Here is a 25,866-nt window from a genome sequence, read left to right as displayed (position 1 = left end):
CTAAGCGAGAATCCCAATGGGTACGCACGTCACCGAAGAATCGTGGTTCGGCCGCATCGGCAAAGCGTTCGTGGGCATCCTGTTCGGAGGCCTGCTGACGATCGTTTCCGTTCCGCTATTGTTTTGGAATGAAGGCCGCGCGGTCCGCACCGCCAAGGGATTGAAGGAAGGTGCCAAGGTCGTCGTCGACATCCAGCCCGATTCGGTCGACTCGACAAACGATGGAAAGTTTGTCCACACGTCCGGGCAAGTCCAAACCGATGACGTCCTCCGCGACGACGAGTTTGCCATCGAGTACAACGGAGTCCGATTGACACGCCACGTCGAGATGTACCAGTGGAACGAAAACGAACAGACCAGCAAAGAGAAAAAGCTGGGCGGAGGAACGCGGACGACCACGACATACACCTACGAGAAAGACTGGTTCCCCGGGTTGATCGATTCGAGCGGTTTTGACGAAGCACAGTCGCACCGGAACCCGACCGAGTTCGTCTTTGCCGACCGGACCTACCAGGCCAAAAACGTTTCTCTGGGCCGATTCCGGTTACCCGATTCCCTGGTCGCGATGATCGGCGGAGAAGACGCGTTGGAACTCGGCCCGGCGAATCTTCCCGAAGATTTGCGGGACCGCTCGGTAATTCGCAATGACGGTCCGGAGGGCGGATCGCGGATCTATGTCTTTTCCAACCCGCCGCCGGCGAAACAGACGACGCCCACGCCCGCCGCCGCGGCGGAATTAACGCTCACGGCGCCGGACCAATCGCGATCGACCGACGGCGATCGCCCCGAACCGGTCAATGGGCCCGAACCGGTCAATGGGCCATCCGAATCCGTTGATGGGCCCTCCGAATCCGTTGATGGGCCCTCCGAATCCGTTGATGGGCCCTCCGAATCCTCGCAAGAACGAGCGGACACGTCGACACCGCAAATCGGTGACGTCCGCGTCTGGTTCACCGCCACGCCGGCGCAAACGGTCAGTTTGCTCAGCCAACAGACCGGCGACTCGTTCCAGCCCTTCCAGACGCATTACGGAACGACGATCAACGTGCTGAAGGTCGGAGTCCACAGCGCCGCCGAAATGATCGCTCAAGAAGAAGCGGCCAACCGCATGCTGACGTGGTTCCTGCGAGTGGCGGGAACCGGCATGATGTTCTTTGGCCTGATGTTGGTGCTGCGACCGCTGGTCGTTCTGGCTGACGTGTTGCCGATCGCAGGGTCGTTGGTCGGATTCGGGACCGCGATCGTCGCCGGCTTGCTGACGATCGCCGGGGCGATGACCGTCATCGGAATCGCCTGGGTCTTTTATCGGCCCTTGTTGGGGATCACCTTGCTGGTCATCGCCGGTGGTGCGATCTTCATCATCGTTCGGCGCGGCCGATCGAAACGCGCGAAGCAACCCGACACCCTCACCCACGCCGATTTGGCTTGATCCGCTCAGATTTGGCTTGATCAAAGACGCCCCCTCTCAACCCATCGCCCAATGAAATACTCATCGATCGCCACCCTTTCGTTCGGCATCTTGATGTTGAACCTCGGCTTGCTGCAGGCCCAAGAAAACGCGAACACGACAACGACGGAGCAAAAGAAGATGAATGATTCGGTCTTATTAAAGCCGTGGACGGGGCCTTATGGAGGCGTGCCGCCGTGGGACCTGGTGCGTAGCGAGGAGTTCATCGCCGCGTTTGAGACGGCGATCGAACGAGCGGCGGCCGAAATCGATCAGATCGCGACCAACCCCGAACCGGCGACGTTCGAAAACACCATCGTCGCGATGGAACAGGCCGGCCAAGCACTCGACCGCCTGGACGCCATCTTCGGCGTTCATTCCTCCAACCTAAATCTTGGCCCGATCCCGGACATCGAACGCGTCGTCGCGCCCAAGCTGGCCGCCCACTCGGACAGCATTTATCAGAACAGCGACCTGTTTGAGCGACTGGAGACGATTTACGAGAGCGACGCCAAGAAATCGATGACCGTCGCGCAAGTCCGCTTGATCGATGAACTTTACAAGACCTTCGTCCGCCGCGGCGCGAAACTGTCCTCCGGCGACAAAGCCCGACTGACTCGAATCAATGCCGATCTGGCGCGGTTGTTCACCGATTTCAGCCAAAACGTCCTGGAAGACGAAAAACGCTTCGTAACCTGGGTCGAAAAGGAATCCGATTTGGCCGGATTACCCGAGAGCGTGGTGGCGTCGATGAAACGCGCCGCCGAAGAACGCGGCCAACCCGATCAATGGGCGGTGACCAACACGCGATCTTCCATGGACCCGTTCCTGACGTACAGCCAAAACCGACCGCTTCGTGAGCAGGTCTGGCGGACCTACTACAACCGCTGTGACAACGGCGACGAGCACGACAACAACGGCATCATCACCGAAATCCTGGCACTCCGCCGCGAGCGGGCCAAACTGCTCGGCTATCCGACCCACGCCCATTGGCGGCTGGAACCGACGATGGCCAAGACCCCCGAAGCCACATTTGCGCTGATGGACCAGGTCTGGCCCAAAGCGGTCGCCCGTGTCGCCGAAGAGGTCGCCGACATGCAAAAGATTGCCGACGCCGAAGCATCCGACGCTGCAGACAAAATCACGATCCAGCCCTGGGACTACCGCTTCTATGCCGAAAAGGTCCGCAAGGCGAAGTACGACTTGGACCTGGGCGAGGTCAAACCGTACCTGCAGATGGAAAGGCTGCGTGAAGGGATGTTCTGGGTCGCCGGCGAATTGTTCGGGTTTTCGTTCACGCCGGCTGAAGACGTTCCCGTGTTTCACCCCGACGTCCGCGTCTGGGAGGTGACCGGTCGCGATGGGCAGCACGTCGGGTTGTGGTACTTTGACCCGTACGCCCGTGCGGGGAAACGCAGCGGCGCGTGGATGACCGCCTACCGTGTCCAACAAAACATGGGCGAGGCGAAGACGCCGATCGTTTCCAACAATTCCAATTTCATCCCGGGCGGCAAAGGCGAAACCGTGCTGATTTCCTGGGACGATGCCGTCACACTGTTCCACGAATTCGGCCACGCCCTCCACGGTCTCAGCTCGCAAGTGAATTATCCCTCGCAAGCCGGGACATCGGTCGCCCGTGACTACGTCGAGTTTCCATCGCAATTGCTGGAACACTGGCTGGATACCCCCGAGGTGTTGCGGAAGTACTGCGTGCATCACGAAACCGGCCAACCGCTGCCGCAATCGTTGATCGACAAGATCAAGAAGGCGTCGACGTTCAACCAGGGATTCGCCACGGTCGAATACCTTGCCAGTGCCATCGTCGACATGAAGCTTCACACCAGTGACCAAGATCGCATCGACCCCGACGCGTTCGAACGAGAAACGCTGAAAGCAATCGGGATGCCCGATGAATTGCCGATGCGACACCGAACGCCCCACTTCGCCCACATCTTCAGCAGCGACAGCTACTCGGCCGGCTACTACAGTTACCTGTGGGCCGACGCCTTGACCGCCGATGCGGCCGAAGCGTTTGAAGACGCCGGATCGTTCTACGATCCAGAGCTTTGCAAGAGCCTCGATGAGAACGTTTTTTCCGTCGGCGACACGATCGACCCGGCGGAGGGTTTTCGACGCTTTCGGGGACGTGACGTCGACACGTCGGCCTTGATGCGCAAACGTGGGTTTTGATGCGATGATGCTTGCCCCAACACGCTACCGATTGGTCGTCTTGCTGCTCGTCTTATTTGGCGGCTGCATCGCCACAACCACCTGCACTGCCGAGGACTGGACGGAGTTCCGTGGGCCCGGAGGACACGGTCACTCGGACGCCGCCACCCTGCCGCTGACCTGGAGCGAGACCGAAAATATCGCGTGGAAAACCCCGATCGCCGGCGACGGTTGGTCCTCGCCAGTCGTCACAGGGGGCACGATCTTTTTGACCACCGCGACCGCGATCGAGGATGGTGCGGACAAGGCGCGATCGTTGCACGCGCTGTGCATCGATGCCGACGGCGGACAGATCCTGTGGGACCGGGAAGTCTTTCGCCAATCCGGCGAAAACATCCAGATGCACAAGAAGAACAGCCACGCCAGCGCGACGCCGGTGCTCCGCGATGATCGTTTGTATGTCCACTTCGGCCCCTCCGGAACGGCTTGCTTGACGACCGACGGGGAGGTCGTTTGGAAGACACAGACGCTGACGTTCAAACCCGTCCACGGCAACGGCGGTTCACCTGTACTCTGCGACGACACGTTGATCGTCACCTGCGATGGTGGCGACCAGCAATTCGTCGCCGGCATCTCCGCGACGACCGGCGACGTCGTTTGGAAAACCGACCGGCGGGCCGACGTCCGAAAAGGGTTTTCGTTCAGCACGCCCACGTTGATCGAAGTCGACGGTCAAATGCAAGCGGTCTGTCCGGGCAGCGGCGCCGTGGTCGCTTACGACTGCGAGACCGGTCGCGAGCTGTGGCATGTCGACTACGGCGAAGGCTACTCCGTCGTTCCACGCCCGGTTTACGCCAACGGACTCGTTTTCGTCAGCAGCGGCTACGACTCCGCATCGCTGTATGCGATCGATCCGACCGGACGCGGTGATGTGACCGAGTCGCACGTCCGCTGGACGATGGACAAGGGCGTCCCCAAGACGCCGTCGATGCTGGCCGTCGGTGACGAACTTTATTTCGTCGATGACGCAGGCGTCGCTTCGTGCGTCGATGCCGCGACCGGCCAACTGCATTGGAAAAAGCGGCTGGGCGGCAAGTATTCCGCGTCACCGTTTTATGGCGGTGGTCGGATCTATTTCCAAAGCGAAACGGGAACGACGACGGTGATCGCTCCAGGAAAGAAATACAGTGAATTGGCGGTCAACGATCTCGGCGACGATGATCGGACGTTCGCTTCATTTGCGGTCGTCGATGACGCGATCCTGCTGAGAAGTGAAACACAGCTGTATCGCATCGAAACCGAGTAGGTCACGCGATCGATAGGACCAATAGGACAGATGTGACCAATAAGTCCTATGTGTCCTATTGGTCCCATTGCACGATCGTTGCCCCGGCGGGATAGCTTCAAGCCAGATCCAACACGCGGTCCATCTGTGCGGCGATTTCCGCCAGCCGAGCCCGATCGCCGCCCTTGACCTCGGCGGTCGCCCAGCCTTGGTAGTCGATCTTTGTCAGCTCGCTGCGGACCTTGTCCCACTCGATGCTGCCCTCACCGAGCGGTTTGCGGAACCCTTCCCGCATGCCTTCGTTCATCGCAACGCCCAGGTCATACTCTTTGATGTCCAACTTTTTGGCTCTCCGGCCGATCACTTCCAGCCAATGCTGAGGCCATCCCCAGCGGACGACGTTGCCGACGTCAAAATAGATCCCGACCATCGGACTGTCGAATGAATCGACGAATCGTGCCATCCCCATCGGCTCGATCAAGTACGACGCCCAGACGTTTTCGCACAAGATCATCACGCCCTGTTTTTCGGCTTGATCGACCGCACTCCGGATGATCTGCTTGGTCTCCTCATGATTCCGCAGGTAACTGATCTTGCGATCGTACCGAACTACGTGCAAGACCGAGGTCGCCCCCAACGACTTGGCCTGATCGATCGCGCCGACCAAGTCAGGGTTGCTGGAATGGATCACTCCATGAATCGGCAACCCGGTGGATTCACTGGCCTGGGCATAAGATCGAACCAACGCCTCATTTTCTTTGCCGAGCTTGACGCGTGTTTCAACGCCGTCGAATCCGAGGTCACGGATCATGCGGAACTTGTCTAACACCGAAGCATCGCCGGTCGCCATGTGAAGCTTGACGGCCTTTTTGATCTTGCCGGTGAATTCGCCGGCCGATGCGTTGGAGGCTACCGTGGACGTGGCTGCCGCTGCGGCGGAAAAGGCGGCAGACTTGAGAAGAGTTCGGCGATACATGGTGGTTTCCTGGAGAAGGGACTTCGGCGTCACGACAACGACCAACCGGCGCGCGGTTGGCGGCGAATGAACGGATCGGCTTCCGGGCATCCGATGCACTTCATCGTTTCGCGATCCCAGGTGATTTTTTTGCCGACGCGGAAGGCGACGTTGCCCAGGTGATTGGCTTCGGTCAGGGGACCGGCATAACTGAACGGGCTGCCGGTTTCGCCGCCGTCTAAACAGGCGGCGACCCATTCTTCGTGGTGACCGGACGAATCGGGGATGAACGGATCGGGATAAACGAAGTCCTCGAAATCCGACTCGGGCAACAACAGATGCTTGCGGTAATCGGACAACAACATGCCTTTGGAACCGACGAACAGCACGCCGCTGTTCCACTTTGGGATCTCCCCGCGTTCCCAAATCTCCGGCTTGTGTGTCCCCTGATACCAAGTCAATTTCACCGGCCCTCGATCGCCGCGTCGGCCGTACTGATATTCGGCCGACATCGACGCCGGTGCGATCTCCGGATGTGGCTCCGGTCCAAAGGCTTCGACGGTTTGCGGCGCGTCCAACTGCAGCGCCCAAAACGGCAGGTCGTTCCAGTGGCTGCCCAGGTCGGACATCGTGCCGTTGCCAAAATCCCACCAGCGGTACCAGTTCGGGCCGGGAAAATAGACCTGGTGAAACGGCCTTTCCGGCGCCGGTCCCAACCAGAGGTCCCAATCCAGATAGCTCGGCGGCGTCATCCCGGTTTTCGGCCTGGCATCGACAAACAGTCGATCGTTCTTTTGGGCGTCGGCTTCGGACTGCAATCCCCAGGCGCGGCCGACCCAGACGTGGGCTTCGTGAACGTCACCGATCGCCCCGGATTGAATCAACTCCACCACGCGGCGGTAGTTGGCGCCGGCGTGAATCTGGGTTCCCATTTGCGTCACGACGCCCGCCCGCTCGGCGGCTTCGGTCACCGCGCGGGTTTCGGCAATGTTGTAGGCGAGTGGTTTTTCACAGTAGACGTGTTTTCCCAATTGCAGCGCCGGCATCGTGGCGTAGGCGTGCATGTGCTCGGTCGTGCTGACCACCGCCGCATCGATCTCTTTCCCGACGGCGTCATAAAGTTTGCGGAAGTCGCGGAATTTGCGTGCCGCGGGAAATTGCTTGGCGGTGTTTTCCAGGAAGCGATTGTCGACGTCACAGATCGCCACGACATCGATGCGTCCGGTTCCCGTGATCGCCTTCAAGTTGCTCGCGCCGCGTCCTCCCACGCCGATGAACGCCACCTTCAATCGATCATTGGCCGCAGCACGCACGCATCGCGGGGCCAGGGTGACCGATGTGGCGGCCGCAGCGGCCACGGCAGCATGGTGGACAAGAAACCGACGACGATCGATGACAGGCATGGCGATGGACCCGGCAAATGGGGGGAGGATAGTGGGCGTAAAAACGCTGGCGGGGAGGAGAAAAGTGTAACCGCTTGGCACACGGGACGTCGAATTCGGGCCAAAATTCAACTTTCTGGGCTTCTCGTCACTTCAAAACGAGTTTTTTTCTAAGGGCGTCGCGGTCCGATCGTTTTCCACTGTGCACGGACGAGCATCCTTCTGCTTGCGCGGGTAATGAACCAGTTGAATCACCAATGCGATTCGTCGGGCGACCAGGCCGATCCCGATCGGCTGAGCGATCAAGCGTGGCTGACCGAAGTGTTCCGAGAGAACGAATTGCCGATGATGGGTTATGCGACACAGTTATTGGGCGATCGCGACCGCGCCAGCGACGTCGTTCAGGACACGTTCGTTCGACTGTGCCGACAACCGCGCCAGCAGGTCCAAGATCGAGTCCGGCAATGGCTCTTTCGAGTCTGTCGTAATCGTGCACTGGACATCCTGAAGAAGGAAAGCCGAATGAAGACGCTCGATGATGCAAGCGCCGCACGTCAAGTCAGCCGAGACGCCGGCCCGCAATCCGTCGTCGAAATGGCCGAACGACACGAAAACGCGCAAAGTCTGCTGGCCACGTTGCCGGCAAAACAGCAAGAGGTCATCCGGCTGAAGATTCACGGGGATTTAAGCTACCGCGAAATCAGCGAGTTGACGGGGCTGAGCGTCGGCAACGTCGGCTACCTGTTGAGCACGGGATTGAAATTGATTCGCAACCGACTCGCCGCCGCTGAATGACACATCATCCTGGGAATCCGAATCATGGCATCCGAACCGACCGACCAATACGAAAGGATCGAAGAGCGCGCGACCGCGTTTGTCTTCGGTGAATTGGAACGCGAGGAGGCGACCGAGTTCATGAAGTTGATGGACGCATCGCCGGAGGTGCGAGCCATCGTCGCGTCGGTACGCGACGCCGTCGGAGCGGTTAAAGCTGAATTCGCGTCCGAGACCGTCGGTGTCAATCCATTCGATCGCCGACGAATCGAAAACGCCATCCAAGCTCCCCACCCCGAGCCACCGCCGGTCACGGCCGGCGGTACGGATTCGTCCACACGACTTTGGGTGGCCGGCTTGGCCGTCGCGGCCACGTTGTTGCTGATTTCCGGGTTGACGTTGCCGGCTCTCAATCGAGTCATCACCGCGAATACCGATACCCAACAGCTGCAAGATCGAATCAGCCAGATTGAATCCGAAAACCAGCGTCTGGTCGCTGCGAAACGTTCTGTCGAGATGGAATTGGCCGCCGTCCGCGCGACACTGGCCACCAACACCGCGACAGCGCAATTGAAAGGATCGAGTAACGGCGCACCGGAAAGCGTCCCGCCGGCCGAACCCGAAACCGGCACGCTGGCGACGTCTGATCCCAAGACGACAAGCGGCGATCAGACGGACAACGATGCGTCGGCCATGCAGCCCGCCCTTGCAGCCGATTCACAAGGCGACTCGACGGCAGCACCGCCCGACAAAACCCCTGATCCGGTTGTACCGCAGAGTGTTGTCCCCCAGAGTGTTGCAACGCAGGGCGACGCTGCGAATCTCGTGCAATCCGATGCCGCCGCAAACGACAACACCGACGACGCGGTCGCGACCGGATCCGACGCCCCTCGACAAGAATCGCCACAGCCAAATAGCCCGGCCGAACCCAACGGCCCGGCGCGTTCGATTCAAATGAATCCGCTGTTGGCACAGCCGGTCGCGCCGCCCTATCGCCGTCGCCCGCCGCGGGCGATGAACTTCGGGGCAAACGATCCCGTGAACATCGCCGGCCGCACGCAGGAAGACGAGATGATGATGGGGGCGATGACCGGAGCCGGCCAAGGCGGTGCCGGGCCACCGATGCCGCGGGATGATGGAGATCGATTCGCGCCGATCGCCGAAAATCCCTTCATGCGGGTCGCCAGCGCGCCGCTTTCGACGTTTCCGATGGACGTCGACCCCACTGCTTACGCCAAGTTGCGAATCAACTTGAACCAGTACAACCAATGGCCCGCTCCCGAATCCGTCCGGGTCGAAGAGTGGGTCAACTACTTCGACTACCATTACGCGCCCCCACAAGACGACTCTCCGTTTGCCGCGGCGATGGAAATCGCCCCCTGCCCCTGGAATCCGCAACATCGGCTGGCCCGAATCGGGATCAAGGCAAAGGTGCCTGACCTGGATCGTCCTCCCAGCAATCTGGTGTTCCTGGTGGACGTTTCCGGGTCGATGAACCGTCCCAACAAAATGCCGCTGGTGGTCGATGGCATCAAAACGTTGGTCGATCGACTCGGTGAAAAGGATTCCGTCGCAATCGTGGTCTACGCGGGAGCAGCCGGCATCGTGCTCGATTCAACCTCGGGCGATCGCAAAAAGGTCATTGTCGATTCACTGGATCGCCTGCGTACGGGTGGATCCACCGACGACGGCCGCGGCATCCAACTGGCCTACGACATCGCCCGCGAGCACTTCATCAGCGGCGGCATCAATCGAGTCATCGTGTGCAGCGACGGCGATTTCAACGTCGGCCTGACCGACACCGATGAACTGGTGAATCTGGCACAGCAACACGCCGCCGACAAAATCTTCCTGACCGTGCTGGGATTCGGCATCGACAACCGCAACGACGCAGTAACCGAACAGATCATCAACAAAGCCAACGGCAACTCGGTACTGGTCAACAGCCAAGACGATGCGCGGAAGGTCCTGGTCGATCAGATTCAGGGCAGTCTGGTGACGGTTGCCAAAGACGTCCGACTGCAGGTGGAGTTCAATCCGATGGAAGTCGAATCATATCGCTTGATCGGCGAAGAGAATCGCTTCGTGGCCGCGGAAGATGTAGCGGATGGCAACAAAGAATCCGGCGAGATCGGGGCGGGGCACACCGTGACAGCGCTGTATGAGGTTGTGCCCCGTCGGAAACTTCCAGACGGCGGTGTGACCGCGGGGCCGACGACGACGGGAGACCTGAAGTACCAACATCCGGTTCGCTTGCGGGAGCAAGCTGCCAGCGGCGAACTGTTGACGTTGACGATTTTCTATCAACCGCCGACGGGAGGCCAGGGCCGCCAGATCGAATTTGCCGCTAAAGATGGCGGCAAGGCGTTCCATGAAACCGACCGCGATTTCCAATTCGCCGCCGGCGTGGCCGCCTTCGCAATGCTGCTTCGAGACTCCCCGCACAAAGGCAGCTGCGACCTGGACATGGTCGAAGAAATCGCCACCTCCGGCGCGATCGATGATCGTTCGGGTTATCGCGACGAGTTCGTCTTACTCGTCCAACAGGCGAAACGGTTGGCAGTAGAATGATGCGTGTCGTGCTGCAGATGCAGTACCGGCGTTGCAACCGCGGCTCCATCCGGGGAAGATGAACCCCATCCAGGGCAGTCGGCGAAAATCATGAACTTGTGTAGATATCAACGCTCTGCCAGGGAGGACGACGCAGAGAATTTTCTCCACACGCAACATGACGATCGCCCATGGAAACCATCGCCCCGCTGCTCGCGTTCACGCCGATTCTTGTCGTTGCGGTCTTACTGGTCGCCTTGCGGATGCCGGCTTCCCGGGCGATGCCGATTGCGTACGTCAGCGTTGTGGTGTTGGCGTACTTTGTTTGGAAACTGGACACGGCGACGATTGCCGCGGCGTCGGTCAATGGATTGGTGGTCACCGCGCAGTTGCTGTTCATCATTTTCGGTGCGATCCTGTTGCTCAACACGCTCAGCGAGAGCGGTGGGCTGGCGGTGATCCGGCGGGGATTCACGGACATCACTCCGGATCGTCGTGTGCAAGTCATCTTGATCGCGTGGTTGTTCGGGTCGTTCATCGAAGGCAGCGCCGGGTTTGGGACTCCCGCTGCGGTCTGCGTGCCGCTGTTGGTCGGGCTGGGGTTTCCCGCCAAATCGGCGGTCGTCAGCGGGATGTTGATCCAGTGCACGCCGGTGTCGTTTGGTGCGGTGGGCACGCCGATTCTGATCGGCGTCAAGAATGGGCTTAGCGGCAGCGAATCGGTCCTCGCTTATGCCCGAGATGAACTCGCAGCGGGCGACGACATCTGGTCCACGTTGTTGCCGTTGGTCGGTGGACGGGTGGCGCTGGTCCACATGATTTGCGGGACGTTGATTCCGCTGTTTGTGGTTGTCGTGATGACACGCTTTTTCGGGGCCAACCGCTCATGGCGTGAAGGGTTTCGCATTTGGCCCTTTGCCCTGTTCGCGTCGCTATCGATGACGATCCCGTCGACGATCATCGCCAACACGTTGGGGCCGGAATTCCCGTCGCTGATCGGGGCGTTGGTGGGATTATCGTTGACGGTTCCGCTGGCCCGACGGGGCTGGCTGGTGCCGCGCGAGCCGGCGTGGGATTTTCCCGAGGCGTCCACCTGGCCGGACGACTGGAATGGCAACGTCGACATTCGGCTGAAGGACGCCGGACACGGGTTGTCCATCATGCGGTCATGGGTGCCCTATTTGTTGATCGCGGTGATGCTGGTGCTGACACGATTGCCGTGGATTCCGCTCGGCCAGTGGCTCAAATCGGTCACCATTCCCGCCGATGCGACGCTGATGGAGAATCTTTTCGGATCGGCGATCAGCATCAAACCCGTCGCGCCGCTGTATCTGCCGGGCGCCCTGTTTGTGCTGGTCTGCTTGCTGACGATTCCATTGCACCGGATGAGCAAGCGGGCGGTGGTCGATGCGACGACGCGGTCGCTGCGGATGGTCGTTTCGGCGTCGCTGGCGTTGGTCTTTGCGGTCCCGATGGTTCAGTTATTTATCAACAGTGATGGCGGCGCCGCGGGGTATGATTCGATGCCCAAGGTGCTTGCCGGCGGGGTTTCGTCGCTGGTCGGAGGAGCCTGGCCGTTGTTGTCGCCACTGGTCGGCGGGCTGGGCGCCTTTGTCGCCGGCAGCAACACGATCAGCAACATGATGTTTTCGCTGTTCCAGTTCCAAGTCGGCCAAAACATCGCCGCCGACCCGATCTGGGTCGTCGCGTTGCAAGCGGTCGGCGGCGCGGCTGGCAACACGATTTGCGTTCACAACGTGGTCGCCGCCTGTGCCGTCGTGGGGCTGGTCGGCCGCGAAGGCGATATCATCCGGATCACCGCGTTGGTGTTTCTGTACTACGTCGCGGTAGCGGGAATCATCGGGATGATCGTGGCTTAGTCTCCCACATCACGCGACGAGGGCTCGCGCGAAGTCTTGATAGCGACCGCCGGCAAATGCGGCCTCTTTGGGAATGAAAAGAAACAGGTCTCGATCGACCACCACGATCATCCCTTTCCGCGTTCGTATCGGACGCGATTGATTCAAGGGCACCGAAAACACGCCTTGGGGTCCGGACCACCCGAGCACACGATCTTTGACGACCACTGAAAGTCCCGCACCATCCACGATGCCGTGTGATGCGAGTTCTGCCCTGACCGTCTTGCGGACCGAGAGGATCAAGCTCAGGTAGACGACCGTCGCCAGCCCCATCACCGCGAGTTCACGCAGCACCAGGGGAAACGGGGTTGGCCCCACCGCTGCTGCGGTCGGCAGCGGAAGCGACGACAAATCAACCGCAACCAGAAGCGACAACGCGATCATGACGAAGGATGCCAACGTCAATCGACCGCCACATCGATAGAGCAAGAATTTTGACTCGGCAAACCGCAGTTGCCGGGCCGTGACCAGGAACTCCGCCGCTGCCGCATCTGTCTCGTCACCGGTGCTGTGAGTCTCGACCGGGGCGCGATAGGGATTCGTCATTGGGATTCAAGCCGGGCGACTCGGCGGGGATCATCTGCGGGTCGCCCCTCGATTTGCTGCTTCATCGGTAGGTTCTCGTCCATCCGCTCTGCCTTCCCAAGATCTGCCGTCCCAAGATCTGCCTTCCCAAGATTCGAGCATTCGTCTCTGCCGACACATCGCCCAAGCGTAACCTAACCTTTCAGCAGCCTGTATGCCCACGCCCCCTAAAAACTGCAAAACCCGATGCTCCGCTGCCACGAGCTCCGCAAACTGTACGAAGACCATTTGGCCGTCGACGGGGTTTCTTTTTCGCTGGATCCCGGAAACATTGGCGGTTTGGTGGGTCCCAACGGGGCCGGGAAAACCACCACGATGCGCTGTCTGGCCGGATTAATCCCTGCGACCGACGGCAACCTGTGCGTCGCGGGGTGCGACCTGTCCGGCGGTGACCCGAAGACGCTGATGGAACTAAAACGGCGGCTGGCCTATGTCCCCGATGACCCGCCGTTGTTTGATGACTTGACCGTTGCGCAACACCTGGAGTTCATCGGGCGGATTTATGAAGTTCCGAACCATCGGTCAAAAGCGTCCGAGTTGCTCGAATACTTTCAGCTAGGTGACAAGATCAACAGCGGCGCGACGACGCTGTCGCGGGGCATGCGACAAAAATTGGCGATTTGCTGTGCCTATCTGTATGACCCGGCCGTGTTGCTGTTGGACGAACCGATGACGGGGCTCGATCCGCCGGGCATCCGCCGGCTGCTGGAATCGATCAAACAGCGTGCCGCCGCGGGCGCAACGATCATCATTTCCAGCCACCTGCTGGCGATGATCCAGGACGTGTGCACGCATCTGATCGTCATGCAGCACGGCAAACTGCAGTACTTCGGTGACGTCGACCAACTGCGTGCGGAATTCCCCGGCGCCCAATCTCTCGAACAAGCCTACTTCGAAGCGACCGCCGCGATGGCCGTTTGATTCCCATGTCGTCTCCCCACAAACACCTGAGCTGGCTGACGTTGCGACGCAGCCTTTTTCGACTCCGACGTGCCGCCGATCGCATGCGCTCTCCACGGCGGATCGTGGCGTCGGCGATCGCCGTGATCTTTCTGTGCGTCTACGTCTTGAACGGCTTCCTGATCTTGGCGTCGCGACGGACCGCGGACCCCGAATCGTTGCGGCTGTGGCTGTCCGGCGGGATGGTGCTGTATCTGATCTATCACGCGGTGCGTTGTGTGTGGACGGAAAAGCAGGTCGACATGGAATACACCGACGCGGAAAAGCTGTGGCTCGGCGGCGCTCCGCTGAAACGGTCGACGGTGGCGGGGTACAAAGTCAACACGGTGTTCTTCTCCGCGCTGTTGAAGACGTTCTTCCTGGTCATTGCGCTCGCGCCCGACGTGCAGCACGCGGGCCTGCTGGCGACCGGTGTCTTTGCCGCACTGGTCCTGCTGGAAACGGTGCGAATGATTTGGCAACGTCTGGTCAGCGGGCTGTCGCGCCGTCACCTGATCGGGGCTCGTGTGGCGCTCTCGGCGATCGCGTTTGCGGCGATTCTGCAGTTCTTTGGACAATTGGCCGCGATCACGCCGAGTGGGTCGCAGCCGGGGGTCTACGTGTTGAACAGTTTTCGCGCGATCGGAGGCATCGCATCGTGTGACGCCGTTCAATGGATGGCGATCGGCTGGCGTCCGGCCGCCTTGCTGGCAACGACCGTCGACATCACCAGCCACACCGCGGTGCAAATGTTGGCGTCGGTGATGCTGGTGCCGTTTGCGATCTTCACGCTCGTTCGCGTGGATGGCTGGGCCGCATCGGCGATCCTCGATCGCGAGAAAGCACGGTTGCGTTCGGGGGACTTTCGAGGGCCTTCATCGGACCCTGCTGAACGTGCCGGCGAGCTGACCGAAGATCGGTTGGCCGATCGCATCGAAGCCCTCCTGCCGCGGCGGATGGGAGACTCGGTCGCGTTGGTTTGGCGACAGGCACTTTCGATCCGCCGCTATTACGGAACCATCCTGTTCAGTTTCCTGGTCCCGACACTGCTCTGTCTGTCACCGCTGCTGACCGGTCGGATGGGAAACCAATGGGCGTTTGTCATCGCCGGAATCGCACTGTGCACGATGCTGCTCGCTCCGCCTGCGCTGCGATTGGATTTCCGACGCGATCTGAAGCGGATGCTGCTGTTGCGGTCCTTGCCGCTGCGGCCGATCCAGGCGGTGCTGGGGCAGTTGACGTTACCGATCTTGATCACCGTTACCTTTCAATGGACGACGCTGGCGATCGCGGCGTCGGTCTGCGGCCCTGGCTGGCCACAACTGATCGGCTGGGGCGGCATGTTATCGGCGCTGGCGGTGTTTACATTCGCGACCGAAAACGCATTGTTTCTGGCCTACCCGCACCACGAACACGCCCAGGGGTTCGGCATGGTGGTGCGAGCCAACGTGATGTTTCTGGGCAAGGCGACGCTGATTGCCGCTGCGGTCGGAGCGTTGTTGGTTTGGGTTTCGATCTGCCAATCGCTGTTTAGCGATCCGTTGTCGGTTCCCGTGTACGTCACCGGCGCCGTCGCGGCCACGTGGAGTTTGGCGGTCGGTGCGATGATGGTGACCGCCTGGTGCTGGCGTCGCTTCGACATCTCCGCCGATCTCCCGCCGGAGTAGGGAGTTGGGAGTTGGGAGTTCCAGGTTCCAACTTGAAACTTGACTAAAAAGTTTCCGGGTAGATGACCAGTTCGATGCGTCGGTTGGCCGCCCGACCGGCCGCCGAGGCGTTGGGTTGCAGGGGACGGTTGGCGCCTTGAGCGACGATAAAGAACTGTCCCAGCGGCATGCCGGCGCGGCGGGTCAGCATGTCCAAGACGGCGGAGGCCTGTGCCGAGGCGAGTTGGTGACTGGCCGCGGCGCCGCCGTTCATCGCTTGGGCGTTGTCGGTGTAGCCTTCGATCCCGATCCGTTGACGCGGGAACAGACTGCGCAGTTGTGCGGCGACCGGGTCGAGCACCTGCGCGGATTGCTGAATCAACTGGGCCGTCCCCGGAGCGAACAGCTGGTCGCTGGGGATCGCGATCCGAATCCGGTCGCCATCCTGCCGAACGGGCAGCCCGCCGAGGTTCAGTTGCGAGGCGAGTCGGCTGAGGTTGGTGTTGGGCTGGATCGACGCCCCGCCACGCATCTGCGTCGACGCTTGGAATCCGCGGACCTTGTTTTCAGCCTCGCGTGCGGCAATCGACGCGGATTCGAGTTGCTGGTTGGTGTCGGCAAGCTGCTTGCGGACGAGGTCTAATTCCTCGCGATAGACCTGGGCCTGCTGTTCGCTTTGGGCCAGTTGCGTGTGCAGTTGGCGGTTGTTGTCGTCGAGCAATTGAACCCTTCGCGTCAGCTCGGCCAATCGCGAGTCGTTCGGGTTGATGCCTTGCTGCGAGATCGACGGGCCGACAGAGGTGGGCGGATAGGTGGTCGGCCCGGCCAGGTACGGGTTTTGATTGCATCCAGCGACCGCGAGTACCGCAAGGGCGATACACAAGCCACTGAAACGTCGTCCTGTTCTCCGGTCCCGCACCGCTCGAATCATCCTGATTGGGGTCTTCAAAGCGGCATCCGCGCCGCTCATCGTGCCCTACAGATAGGGGTCTGGCGACGCTGCGGCAAGATCAATCGTCAAGTTGAGCCAAAAAGCGTCTGTGGACGAGTTTGGCATAAACAGCCAGATCGAGGGGATCGTGTAAGACGACCGCCGCGCCGAGTTCCATCATCCGCAGAGCCAGACGCCTGGATCGCGCTCGGGGGACGTCATCGATTGCGGCCAGTTGCAGCACATCGGGGCGGGTGACGCCGATTTGGGCGATGTGCAGGGCGACCGCCGGCGTATGCTCCGAAACAACTTCCCACAGAATGACCAAGTCCCGGTGGGCCGGCAGCTGAGCGCGAATCGGGGCGGCATCGAGTGATTGGACATGGAACATCCGCTCACCCGGTTCGGTACCGTCGGTCGAAACGGGCTTCGGATCATGCTGAAAGGGGCCGACGAACCGCTTCGCCGCGTCGCACCATCGACGGCCCGACTCACAGACCCATAGGGGAATGGTGGGGACGATCAAAGAGACACCCTGGGGCTTTTTCACGGTTGATCTCCCTCGCCGATCGACTCCAGCTTCCGAAGCAGACGGGCACGCGAGATGTTCAACCGCCGCGCCGCTTCGGCCCGATTGCCGTCGCTCGTTTCCAAGGCTTCCTGAATCAAATCTGCCTCGAATCGGGCCACGGCCTGATCCAGATCGATGGTTTGCTGTTGCTTCGGCACGGTTTCATTGGGGCGGTAGGAGCGGATCGCAAGTGGCAGATGCTCCAGCCCGATGACTTGCGTGGGACAAGTTCGTGATGCGTGTCGAATGGCCTGGTCCAGTTCGCGAAAATTGTCCGGCCAGGGATAGATCACGATTGCATCGAGCGCGGCGCGGGAGAACCGATCGGCGACGCCGTCTCCGGCAGCCCGTCGTCGATCCAGCATGGCGGTGGCGATCATCGGCAGATCGGCGACCCGGTCACACAGGGGCACCAAGCGGATCGTCAGCCCGCAGAGTTGGTCGGCAATCGGCGCCGCAATTCCGACCGGAAGCGATTGATCGAGGACGTAATCGACGTCGGGATCGGGCTCCGCACTCGCGTCGCTGATAATCTCCGCGGCACGATCTGCGATCGCGATCAGCCGCAGCCGAGGATCGAACTGGCGCAGATGCTCCACCAACCGCAATTGAGCCTCCAACGGCATTTGATCGATGTCTTTGACGATCGCGGTCGCCTTTGTCGTTTCGGATTCGGCCAGGTGGGCGATGGCAGCGGCCAGACTGGCGTCCAACAATTCCGGATCCATCAGCGGACCGTCGATCGTGGCGTTGGGTTCTCCGGCCGCCGAGCTTTGGTGCAACGAGACGGCCAGGGATTCGGCAAGGCAGCCCGGCGGGGACAGGATCAGCAGATCGCTGCGGACCGAACCGGCAAGTCGCGTTTGTTTCTGAAGCCGCTGGGCCGCGCGGGACGTTCCGACCAGCACACCCTGAGCAATGGATTCGTGATGTCGACGCCAGCGGTCGAGTTCCCGACGCAACAACACCGAAGCATCGATGACGGGGTCGGCAAGCTGGTCGCTGAAGCTGCCCGCGATCGCGAGCGTGACGGCTTCGTCGGCAGGCCCCAGACGTACGAACCGCGTTTCCATGGCCGCAATCCGCCGCGCTTTTGCACCGCGAAAGGTCGGCTGGACCAGCAGCGATGCGGTTCCGGTTTTGGCGAACCCCGGCGGCGGCGCCAATGACGCGGCCAGGAAATCCAACGGGTCGTCGGTGATGCTGGTTCCGGCGACACAACGTCGTCCGATCAGCGACTCCGGTTCGACGGTCAGCCAATCGCCGACCGCGGCGGACAGAAAGACCAGACACCCATCCGGTCCGATCACCCAGAACGGCGAATCGGCTTTGTCGATCAGCCGACTGAATGGACGAATCTTGGTGCTGTTGGCCATCAATTCCACGCTGGACAGCGTCACTCTCCACAGCGCCACTCTCCACAGGAAAGTTGACCGGTGGCAGCTCAGACCTCGCTACCATCGCCAGAAGGTGGATCCACGGTGTTTCCCACACTCTGGCGAGCGTCGCTACGTCAGATTGGCGCGAGTCCGTTAAAAGACATCCAGGATGAAGTGGTGACCGGAGTGATAGCGGCGGTTGCTGGGATAGTAGTTGTGCCACTTCTTGTTGTAGACCGGAATTCGCATCTCCGGCGGATAGCGGTGGTACATGCTATCGGCGCTACGATAGTATTCCTGGCCCCAGAAATTCTGGGGGTAATACACATAGGGATAGTGATAGAACCGGTTCCAGTCACGGGTGCTGGCACTGCCGCCCCAAGCTTGGCCGAACGCGCGCTGGTCGGCCGACGCGTCGCCGGCCAAAGTGAAGGCCGATGCCACCAAAACGGCGGCGATGATCAACTGACGAAGCATTCCTGCTCTCCCCCCTTGTCGGCCGGTGTCCGACGCGATGAACGGCGCGTCACGGATCGGCTCGGTTGATTGGTCGTTTCAAAAGTGTCCGCCGACGCCCAAAACTTACGGGTGTGTTGGGCAACCGGCTCCTGGGCGGAAAGCCCGGATCTTCGGTCGTATCGGCAAATATGGCTGGATGGGTTGAGTCGATCGTGCCGGGATTTCCTGGAGAAACGATTTGAGCCTTCTCACCGGGGGTATTTTGCACCTATTATTGAACTCCCAGCAGTGATGTCCCAGCCATTGAGCATTACTCCACTCCAACCCACCCGATCCGAATGCGTCCCTCCCCACGACTGCCCCACCGCCCGCAGCATCATGCCCAAGCGTTCCTTTTATCGGTCAGACAAAGATTGACGATTCGCAAGACTTTCCCGTTTCCGGGCCTTCCGGCTGCCGCGTTGCTGCTGCTGGGGCTGGTCGCGACCCCATGGTTCTCCGTGATGGCGTGTCCGTTCTGCGAGTCGGTCCAACAAACCATCCGCCAGCAATCGCTGACCATGGACGCAGTCGTGATCGCATCGAGCCTGGACGGTGAAACGACGCGAAATCTGACCACCGGCGTGGTGAAGATGAAGATCGAGAAAGTGATCAAGGGATCCGAACACATCAAAGTCGGCCAGGAAGTCGACGCGATTTATTACGGCAAGGTCGAAGTCGGGCGGCGTTTCCTGCTCTCCGGCGTCGACCCGCCGAATCTGCAGTGGTCATGTCTGCCGGTCAGCGAGCGTGCCGAGGAGTACATCGTCAAAGCCAGCCAGGTGGAAGATGACCCCGTCAAGCGACTGCAGTTTTTCCGCCACTACCTGGAAGACGAGGAAGCGTTGATTTCACGCGACGCCTATGACGAGTTCGCATCGACTCCCTACGACATCATCCAACAAATCGGCCCCGACATGGATCGCGACCAATTGATCCATTGGGTCCAGCAACCCGAAATCGGCGCCGACCGCAAACGGTTGTATTTCACGATGCTCGGCGTCTGCGGCAGCAAGGACGATTTGCCGATGCTCGAAGAGATGCTCCGCAATCCGGCCAAAAGCGTGACCGGAGGCCTGGACGCATTGATCGCCTGCTATTTGACCCTGGCCGGCGAATCGGGGCTGCCGCTGATCAACGAGTTGTTCATCGACAATCACAAAGCGCCGTTCCCACAAAGCTATGCCGCGATCATGGCGATCCGATTTCACGGGACCGACGGCGGCGTGATTCCGCGCAGCGCGCTCGTAGAATCGCTGCACAAGATTCTCGACCGCAGCGAACTGGCCGACATGGTGATCCCGGACCTGGCCAAGTGGAACGATTGGAGTCAAATCGAGCGTTTGAAGACCCTGTTCAAGGAAGCCGAGAAAGACAAGAACTGGCTGCGTGTGCCGGTCATCAACTACATGCGCGCGTGTCCACTGCCCGAAGCCGCCGCCGCGATCGAAGAACTGGAGAAGATCGACCCCGAAGCGGTTCGCCGGGCCAAGACCTTTTTCCCGATTCCCGTCCCGGTGCGTGCTAAACCGGCCGAAGAGGCGACGTCACAAGTCGTCCCTGCCGTCGAATCGATCAAACTTGGGACGCGTTTTGCCGCGGTCGCCCCCGTTTCCGGCGGCCGGGTCGGCATCGCTCCCGCCGGTCTGAGGGGTGAATCGGCGGGGGGCGACCAGTTGAGCAATCGGGCAATCCTGGCCCAGCAAGCGAACCCTTGGGACCTGGGATACGTAATCACGGTCGCCTTGGCGACGATCGTCTTGGCCCTGTTCCTGGTGTTGACCGGTGGTCCCGCGACCGGGGTCAAGGTGGCGTGAGCATCGCGCCACGCGTGCAACTCCGGCGACAGGCGGGAAGTCTCTCCCACCCGTTCGTTCCCAACCAATTTGCCGCAACTCATTGATGGCTACTGATCTTCAAATGTCGTCGTCCGCCGACGAGGTGGATTTTCCGTATCGGGCGCTCAGCCGCAGCGCGATCACGTCGACCTTGTTGTTTGTCGTCGCGCTGTTGGGGCTGATCCCGCCATTTGAAGTATTGCTCGCCCTGGCGGTCCTGGGCGTCGTGTTTGCGTTGTTGTCGATCCGTTCGATTCGACGCTATCCCGATGAGTTCAGCGGCCTGGGGCTGGCAAAATTTGCCATGGCCGCCAACGCGTTGCTGTTGATCGGCGGCATCGGCATGCACACCTATGTGTACCTGACCGAAGTCCCGCCGGGACACATTCGCGTGCCGTTCTACAAATTGAAATTCGACGCCGATCCAGACCGGCCCACGGAAACGGCATTTGAGATCGACGGCAAAGACGTGTTCATCAAGGGCTACATTCATCCGTCCAGCGGCGGCGGAATGCTGCGCCAATTCGTCCTGGTCGGTGACTTGGGGACCTGCTGTTTCGGCGGGCAACCCAAGAGCAGTGAGATGGTCGAAGTCACATTGACCGGCGGCCAAACGATCGAAGGCGGCATGACACGCCGGAAATTGGCCGGCAAATTTTCGCTCAACCGAGTCCCCAAAAAACAAGCTGATTTTGACAACGCGGTGTTCTACCGGTTAAAAGGGACAAAAGTGAATTAAGCGATCACGCCCCCAACGAGCTTCGCAAGCGAGTCGACATGCACCATTTTCGCGTCCCCGCCACCGCAACCTATTTGCCGCTCGCTGTCCTGCTCGCTCTGTCGCTGCCCTGTGCCTCCGCCGCCGGCCAAGACCCGTCGGAGCGGAAAAAAGTCGAAATCCGTCTCAGCACCGAAGCCCAACTGGCCAAAGGCGAAATCAACTTCGACGACTTGAAGTTCGACATCGAGAAAGACGGCGCCTTCGACGAATCGATGTGGACCAAGCGGCTGAAGATGATCAACGGCAAGAACGTCAAACTGCGCGGTTACATCCTGCCCAGCAGCACGTACCAGAACGAAGGGTTCAAACAATTCGTCTTGGTGCGTGACAACCAGGAATGCTGTTTCGGCCCCGGTGCGGCGCTTTACGATTGTGTGTTCGTCACGATGGTCGACGACAACACCGCCGACTTCACCACGCGACCGGTGACGGTCGAAGGCAAGTTTGTCCTCGATCCGGAAACCTACAAGTACCCCGGCGGCAAAGGCCCACGCGGTGCCACGCACATGGCCGTGTTCCGGATCGAAGGCGTCAGCGTCAAGTAGGAATTCGACGCCCTTCAAGCTCCGAAACGATTCCCAACGGAAACCGAAATCGGCCGTAGGTCATCGGCCAGTCGTTGACGGGGCGATGATCGTCCGGTTGCACGCGATTGCCGGCCGATCCGATGATTCGTTGATAATTGTCGCCATCTGAATCTGTCTGTTGTGAGTGGTCTGGTGTCATGGTCCAGGGCAAGCCTAACTCACGATTGGGCGGCGGGTGACCGCCAGCGACCACGGCTGTAAACCAGCGTCAACTCGAGGGCGATCCATGGAACCAGCCAACTGGTCCAAGCGGCGATCTGGTACGTCAACTCCGGTCTCAGGTGCAGCGATTGCAGTGCGTAGTGCCCCAGCCGCAAGAACACGGCCGACAGAAGCAGCACATAGCTGCGGAGCATCCAGAGTTGGTGCCGCTGGAAATCGCAGGCGCGGCCGGCGCGCCAACCGATGTAGGTCGACCACCATGTGGCCAACGCCAACAAGCCGAAACAGATCGTGGTCGACCATCCGCCGAACGCCTTGATCGCCATGATGAAACCGCCGGGAGCGGCCGAGAATAGAACGGCCAGGACATAGGTCGCGCCGATCCTGCGATGCACACGCGGATACCGTTGGCGGATTGTGCGACTGAGTTGCAATCCGCCGAGAAACAATGCCAACGGAGCCGCACTGATGTGCAGGTAGAAACCGATGAAGTAGCCGGAGGAAAAGAAGAAGTCCCCTTTGTTGCTTAGAAACCCGTATTGGAAATCCGGCGGCAAGTAGTGCCTAAATGGCGACAGGATCAGCGCACCGATCCAGAATACAAATCCGATCGACACCCATTTCACGACTCGCAAGGGCGTGATCGAGGCGAGCGAATTGTAAAAAGAATTCATCGCGGGTCACGATTCGCGAAAGATCCGGGACATCCCCCGCCTATAATCGAACAGGCCTATCGAACGGGCCTATTGAACTGGGCGATTGAATCGGGGTTCTGGGATAGGTCATCAACCGCGGGGGACGAAGCAATGTCGAACCACAATCAGACTCCCGGCAGTCGTGGTCCGCTGGGGATCGATTCTGAAGAGCCCTCTCTCTCCCAGGCTCAGCCTTACCGGACTCCGCCCACCGTCGGTGACGGGATCGTGTTCACCGGCGCTCTGCGATCGCCGTTGCTTTGGATCATCGTCGCCGCCACCACGGGGTTTGTCATCGTCGGCGGTTTCATCTTGCTGACCCCTGTCCGCGATTTTAACGAAGGTCGCCGACCGGTGAAGCCAATCCCTCAATATGTCGAAGACTTTGGCATGAACCGCGTCCCGGTGGAGGATTTCGACGATTTCGATGACATGCCGGTGATACAGCCCCCGGTGAATGATGTTGCGCCGCAGGGGGGCACGGACGGACCGGTGGTTCCCTGAGCCGGACAGCGCTGCTCCGCATCAAAACATCGTCAATTGCCGCTCAGTCGTGGCTGCCTTCGCCAGGAGGTGAATCCCTGGGGCTTTCCTCGCTCGCATCGAGCGTCGCGACATCTCGTTCAGGGCGGGCAAGAAAGATCGCCAAATTTCCGGATTGAGAGCCTTACAATGGCGCCGTCGGGACCTACCCTTTCCGGCGGAGTTGCGTGGTCCTTGCCGATAGCGGCCGGGGGCGGCGTTCAATAACCGCGAACCGTGTCCTTCTACACATCCCTGATTTCATTCATGAGCAATTCCAACCCGCGTGGCCCCGACTGGTCGGATCTGGAGCGGATTCAGCCCTACGTGGCCTGGCTGATTCCCGCCTTGCTGGTCCTGACGCTGCTGCTGACAAGCGTGTACACCGTCCAGGCCGAATCCGAAGGCGTGGTGCTGCGGTTCGGACGCTATGTCAAAACGGTCGAGCCGGGATTGCGATTCAAATTCCCCTTCGGAATCGACGAGGTTTCGATCGTTCCGGTCAAGCGTCAGCTGAAACAGGAGTACGGCTTCGGAACGCCCGGGGCCACCAACGAAACACAAGTGTCCAACGAACAAGCCGAAGAACGGGTGATGGTCACCGGCGATCTGAATATCGCCACGGTCGAATGGGTCATCCAATATCGCGTCCGCGACCCCAAACTGTTCTTGTTCAAAGTCCGTAACCCCGGCCAGACGCTTCGTGACATCTCCGAATCGGTGATGCGAACGGTTGTCGGTGATCGCACGGTCGACGAAGTCATCACGATCGGCCGACAAGAGATCGAAGTCGAAGCGCTGCTGCAACTTCAGACCCTGGTCGACAAATATGAACTGGGACTGAGCATCGATCAGGTGCAGCTGAAAAACGTCAATCCGCCCCAGCCGGTTCAACCGTCGTTCAACGAGGTCAATCAAGCTCAGCAGGAACGGGAGCAGATGATCAATGTCGCCAACGGCGAATACAACAAAGAGGTCCCTCGGGCACGCGGTGAAGCGGAACAGAAAAAGCAAGCGGCCGAAGGTTACGCGCTCAAGCGGGTCAATGAAGCCCAGGGAGACGTGTCGCGGTTTAACGCCGTGTTCTCTGAATACGCCAAAGCACCCGAAGTGACCAAGCAACGCATCTACATCGAAACGATGCGACAGGTCGTCCCGACGTTGGGACAAAAGATCATCATGGACGATCAGGCCAGTCAAGTTCTGCCGCTGTTGAATCTCGCACCGCAAGCCACTCGGAGGTCCCAATGAATCGCCTGACTTTCCCCGTGGTTGCCGTCATCGTGATCCTGGTCGGGGTGGTCGCCTACAGCGCGGCCTACACCGTCAGCGAAACCGAACAGGTCATCATCACACAATTCGGAAAACCGGTCGGTGAACCGATCGCCGATGCCGGTTTGCATTTCAAGGTTCCGCTGATCCAGGAAGTGACCCGCGTCGAAAAGCGGATCCTGGAATGGGACGGCCGCCCCAACGAAATGCCGACCAAAGACAAAACGTACATCGTCGTCGACACCTTCGGCCGTTGGCGTATCAATGATGCCAAGCAATTCTTTCTGCGGCTGAGAGATGAACGCAGCGCCCAATCGCGTCTGGACGATATCTTGGGCAGCGAAACACGCAACGCGATCGCCAAGCATGAGTTGATCGAATTGGTTCGCACCACCAAAGACCGACAACCGGCCCGGGATGAAACCATCGCCGACGCACCCGGCAACATCGGGATCCTGTACCCGATCAACAAGGGCCGCGCGAAGATCGAAGAAGAGATCTATCAACAAGCGGCCAGCAAGGTCACCGATCTGGGCATCGAACTGTTGGATGTTCGCTTCAAACGCATCAATTACAACGAAAGCGTCCGCGACCGGATCTATTCCCGGATGATCAGCGAACGCCAACAAATCGCCGAACGCTTCCGCAGCGAAGGGGCCGGCGAAGCGGCCAAGATCATCGGCCGCAAGGAAAAGGACCTGCTGGAAATTGAATCCCAGGCCTACAAGCAGGTCCAGGAAATCCAAGGGGCCGCCGACGCCGAGGCCACGGAGATCTATGCCAAGGCGTACAACCAAAGCCCCGAATCGGTCGAGTTCTTCGCCTTCATCAAAACGATGGAAACCTACCAGGAGATGCTCGACCAAGACAGCACGCTGATCCTGAGCACCGACAGCGACATCTTCAAGTTCCTCAAACGGATCGAAGGGGTGGAGTAGTCCCGGCGAAGAAAACGGCTGGTCAAAAAATGGCCGCGCGG

At 60.1% G+C, this 25,866-nt stretch carries 22 protein-coding genes; 14 read left to right on the top strand and 8 right to left on the bottom strand.

Annotated elements, in window-relative coordinates:
- Positions 1-16 precede the first annotated feature (16 nt).
- Genes Mal15_RS02715 through Mal15_RS02705 form a run of 3 tightly spaced genes read left to right on the top strand, consistent with a single transcriptional unit; the run spans position 17 to position 4,922 of the window.
- Positions 17-1,429 (top strand): TMEM43 family protein, encoded by a 1,413-nt coding sequence (locus Mal15_RS02715; protein WP_147866345.1) that lies wholly within the window; start codon positions 17-19, stop codon positions 1,427-1,429.
- 51 nt (positions 1,430-1,480) lie between these two features.
- The gene (locus Mal15_RS02710) at positions 1,481-3,637 is read left to right on the top strand and encodes a M3 family metallopeptidase (protein ID WP_147866344.1); all 2,157 of its coding nucleotides are present in this window, start codon (positions 1,481-1,483) and stop codon (positions 3,635-3,637) included.
- Between the two features lie 4 nt (positions 3,638-3,641).
- Positions 3,642-4,922 (top strand): outer membrane protein assembly factor BamB family protein, encoded by a 1,281-nt coding sequence (locus Mal15_RS02705; RefSeq protein ID WP_233903244.1) that lies wholly within the window; start codon positions 3,642-3,644, stop codon positions 4,920-4,922.
- A gap of 97 nt (positions 4,923-5,019) precedes the next feature.
- Here the strand turns inward: Mal15_RS02705 and Mal15_RS02700 are convergent, their stop codons facing one another.
- A complete protein-coding gene (locus Mal15_RS02700) occupies positions 5,020-5,877 on the bottom strand; it encodes a sugar phosphate isomerase/epimerase family protein (RefSeq protein ID WP_167546603.1) in 858 nt (285 codons plus the stop codon).
- Positions 5,878-5,906: 29 nt separating this feature from the next.
- Complete coding sequence (locus tag Mal15_RS02695) at positions 5,907-7,259, bottom strand: Gfo/Idh/MocA family protein (protein ID WP_147866342.1); 1,353 nt, start codon at positions 7,257-7,259, stop codon at positions 5,907-5,909.
- Between the two features lie 225 nt (positions 7,260-7,484).
- On the opposite strand from Mal15_RS02695, the gene Mal15_RS02690 reads away from it, so the two are divergent.
- From Mal15_RS02690 to Mal15_RS02680, 3 genes are all read left to right on the top strand, one after another.
- Positions 7,485-8,033: an RNA polymerase sigma factor gene (locus Mal15_RS02690; protein ID WP_167546602.1), complete on the top strand. Its 549-nt coding sequence runs from the start codon at positions 7,485-7,487 to the stop codon at positions 8,031-8,033.
- Positions 8,034-8,057: 24 nt separating this feature from the next.
- Positions 8,058-10,583, top strand: a complete 2,526-nt coding sequence (locus tag Mal15_RS02685; RefSeq protein WP_147866340.1) for a YfbK domain-containing protein — start codon at positions 8,058-8,060, stop codon at positions 10,581-10,583.
- A 170-nt stretch (positions 10,584-10,753) separates the two neighbouring features.
- On the top strand, positions 10,754-12,442 hold the full coding sequence (locus tag Mal15_RS02680; protein ID WP_147866339.1) for an L-lactate permease: 1,689 nt from the start codon (positions 10,754-10,756) through the stop codon (positions 12,440-12,442).
- Positions 12,443-12,451: 9 nt separating this feature from the next.
- On the opposite strand, the gene Mal15_RS02675 is transcribed toward Mal15_RS02680, so the two are convergent.
- Positions 12,452-13,027 carry a hypothetical protein gene (locus tag Mal15_RS02675; protein WP_147866338.1) on the bottom strand — a complete coding sequence of 192 codons (576 nt, stop codon included), beginning with the start codon at positions 13,025-13,027 and terminating at the stop codon, positions 12,452-12,454.
- Between the two features lie 225 nt (positions 13,028-13,252).
- Here Mal15_RS02675 and Mal15_RS02670 point away from each other — a divergent pair, with 225 nt between their 5' ends.
- Both Mal15_RS02670 and Mal15_RS02665 read left to right on the top strand, forming a co-directional pair.
- A complete protein-coding gene (locus Mal15_RS02670) occupies positions 13,253-13,987 on the top strand; it encodes an ABC transporter ATP-binding protein (RefSeq protein ID WP_147866337.1) in 735 nt (244 codons plus the stop codon).
- A 5-nt stretch (positions 13,988-13,992) separates the two neighbouring features.
- On the top strand, positions 13,993-15,672 hold the full coding sequence (locus Mal15_RS02665; protein WP_147866336.1) for a hypothetical protein: 1,680 nt from the start codon (positions 13,993-13,995) through the stop codon (positions 15,670-15,672).
- A 43-nt stretch (positions 15,673-15,715) separates the two neighbouring features.
- Here Mal15_RS02665 and Mal15_RS02660 read toward each other — a convergent pair whose 3' ends face one another.
- From Mal15_RS02660 to Mal15_RS02645, 4 genes are all read right to left on the bottom strand, one after another.
- Positions 15,716-16,582, bottom strand: coding sequence for an OmpA/MotB family protein (locus tag Mal15_RS02660; RefSeq protein WP_147866335.1), 867 nt, complete (start codon positions 16,580-16,582; stop codon positions 15,716-15,718).
- Between the two features lie 79 nt (positions 16,583-16,661).
- Positions 16,662-17,132: a hypothetical protein gene (locus Mal15_RS02655; protein WP_147866334.1), complete on the bottom strand. Its 471-nt coding sequence runs from the start codon at positions 17,130-17,132 to the stop codon at positions 16,662-16,664.
- Positions 17,129-18,568 carry a helix-turn-helix domain-containing protein gene (locus Mal15_RS02650; RefSeq protein ID WP_147866333.1) on the bottom strand — a complete coding sequence of 480 codons (1,440 nt, stop codon included), beginning with the start codon at positions 18,566-18,568 and terminating at the stop codon, positions 17,129-17,131. Before Mal15_RS02650 ends, Mal15_RS02655 begins: the two co-directional genes overlap by 4 nt.
- Positions 18,569-18,685: 117 nt before the next feature.
- Complete coding sequence (locus tag Mal15_RS02645) at positions 18,686-19,009, bottom strand: calmodulin-binding protein (RefSeq protein ID WP_095739892.1); 324 nt, start codon at positions 19,007-19,009, stop codon at positions 18,686-18,688.
- A gap of 320 nt (positions 19,010-19,329) precedes the next feature.
- Between Mal15_RS02645 and Mal15_RS02640 the strand changes: the two genes are divergently transcribed.
- The 3 genes from Mal15_RS02640 to Mal15_RS02630 all read left to right on the top strand — a co-directional run bounded on the left by Mal15_RS02640 (position 19,330) and on the right by Mal15_RS02630 (position 22,194).
- The gene (locus Mal15_RS02640) at positions 19,330-20,847 is read left to right on the top strand and encodes a hypothetical protein (RefSeq protein WP_233903243.1); all 1,518 of its coding nucleotides are present in this window, start codon (positions 19,330-19,332) and stop codon (positions 20,845-20,847) included.
- Positions 20,848-20,932: 85 nt separating this feature from the next.
- A complete protein-coding gene (locus Mal15_RS02635) occupies positions 20,933-21,607 on the top strand; it encodes a DUF3299 domain-containing protein (RefSeq protein WP_147866332.1) in 675 nt (224 codons plus the stop codon).
- A 38-nt stretch (positions 21,608-21,645) separates the two neighbouring features.
- The gene (locus tag Mal15_RS02630) at positions 21,646-22,194 is read left to right on the top strand and encodes a DUF3299 domain-containing protein (RefSeq protein ID WP_147866331.1); all 549 of its coding nucleotides are present in this window, start codon (positions 21,646-21,648) and stop codon (positions 22,192-22,194) included.
- Between the two features lie 200 nt (positions 22,195-22,394).
- Here the strand turns inward: Mal15_RS02630 and Mal15_RS02625 are convergent, their stop codons facing one another.
- A complete protein-coding gene (locus Mal15_RS02625) occupies positions 22,395-23,072 on the bottom strand; it encodes a DUF2306 domain-containing protein (protein ID WP_147866330.1) in 678 nt (225 codons plus the stop codon).
- A 132-nt stretch (positions 23,073-23,204) separates the two neighbouring features.
- On the opposite strand from Mal15_RS02625, the gene Mal15_RS02620 reads away from it, so the two are divergent.
- The 3 genes from Mal15_RS02620 to hflC all read left to right on the top strand — a co-directional run bounded on the left by Mal15_RS02620 (position 23,205) and on the right by hflC (position 25,825).
- Complete coding sequence (locus tag Mal15_RS02620; RefSeq protein WP_147866329.1) at positions 23,205-23,597, top strand: hypothetical protein; 393 nt, start codon at positions 23,205-23,207, stop codon at positions 23,595-23,597.
- Positions 23,598-23,882: 285 nt separating this feature from the next.
- Positions 23,883-24,866, top strand: coding sequence for an FtsH protease activity modulator HflK (gene hflK / locus Mal15_RS02615; RefSeq protein ID WP_147866328.1), 984 nt, complete (start codon positions 23,883-23,885; stop codon positions 24,864-24,866).
- Positions 24,863-25,825, top strand: a complete 963-nt coding sequence (gene hflC / locus Mal15_RS02610; protein WP_147866327.1) for a protease modulator HflC — start codon at positions 24,863-24,865, stop codon at positions 25,823-25,825. Before hflK ends, hflC begins: the two co-directional genes overlap by 4 nt.
- Positions 25,826-25,866: the final 41 nt, after the last annotated feature.

Origin of the sequence: Stieleria maiorica, assembly GCF_008035925.1 — a bacterium.
Lineage (GTDB): Bacteria > Planctomycetota > Planctomycetia > Pirellulales > Pirellulaceae > Stieleria > Stieleria maiorica.
Note: the sequence above shows the minus strand (reverse complement) of the source record. Positions and strands in the feature narration are given on the sequence as shown.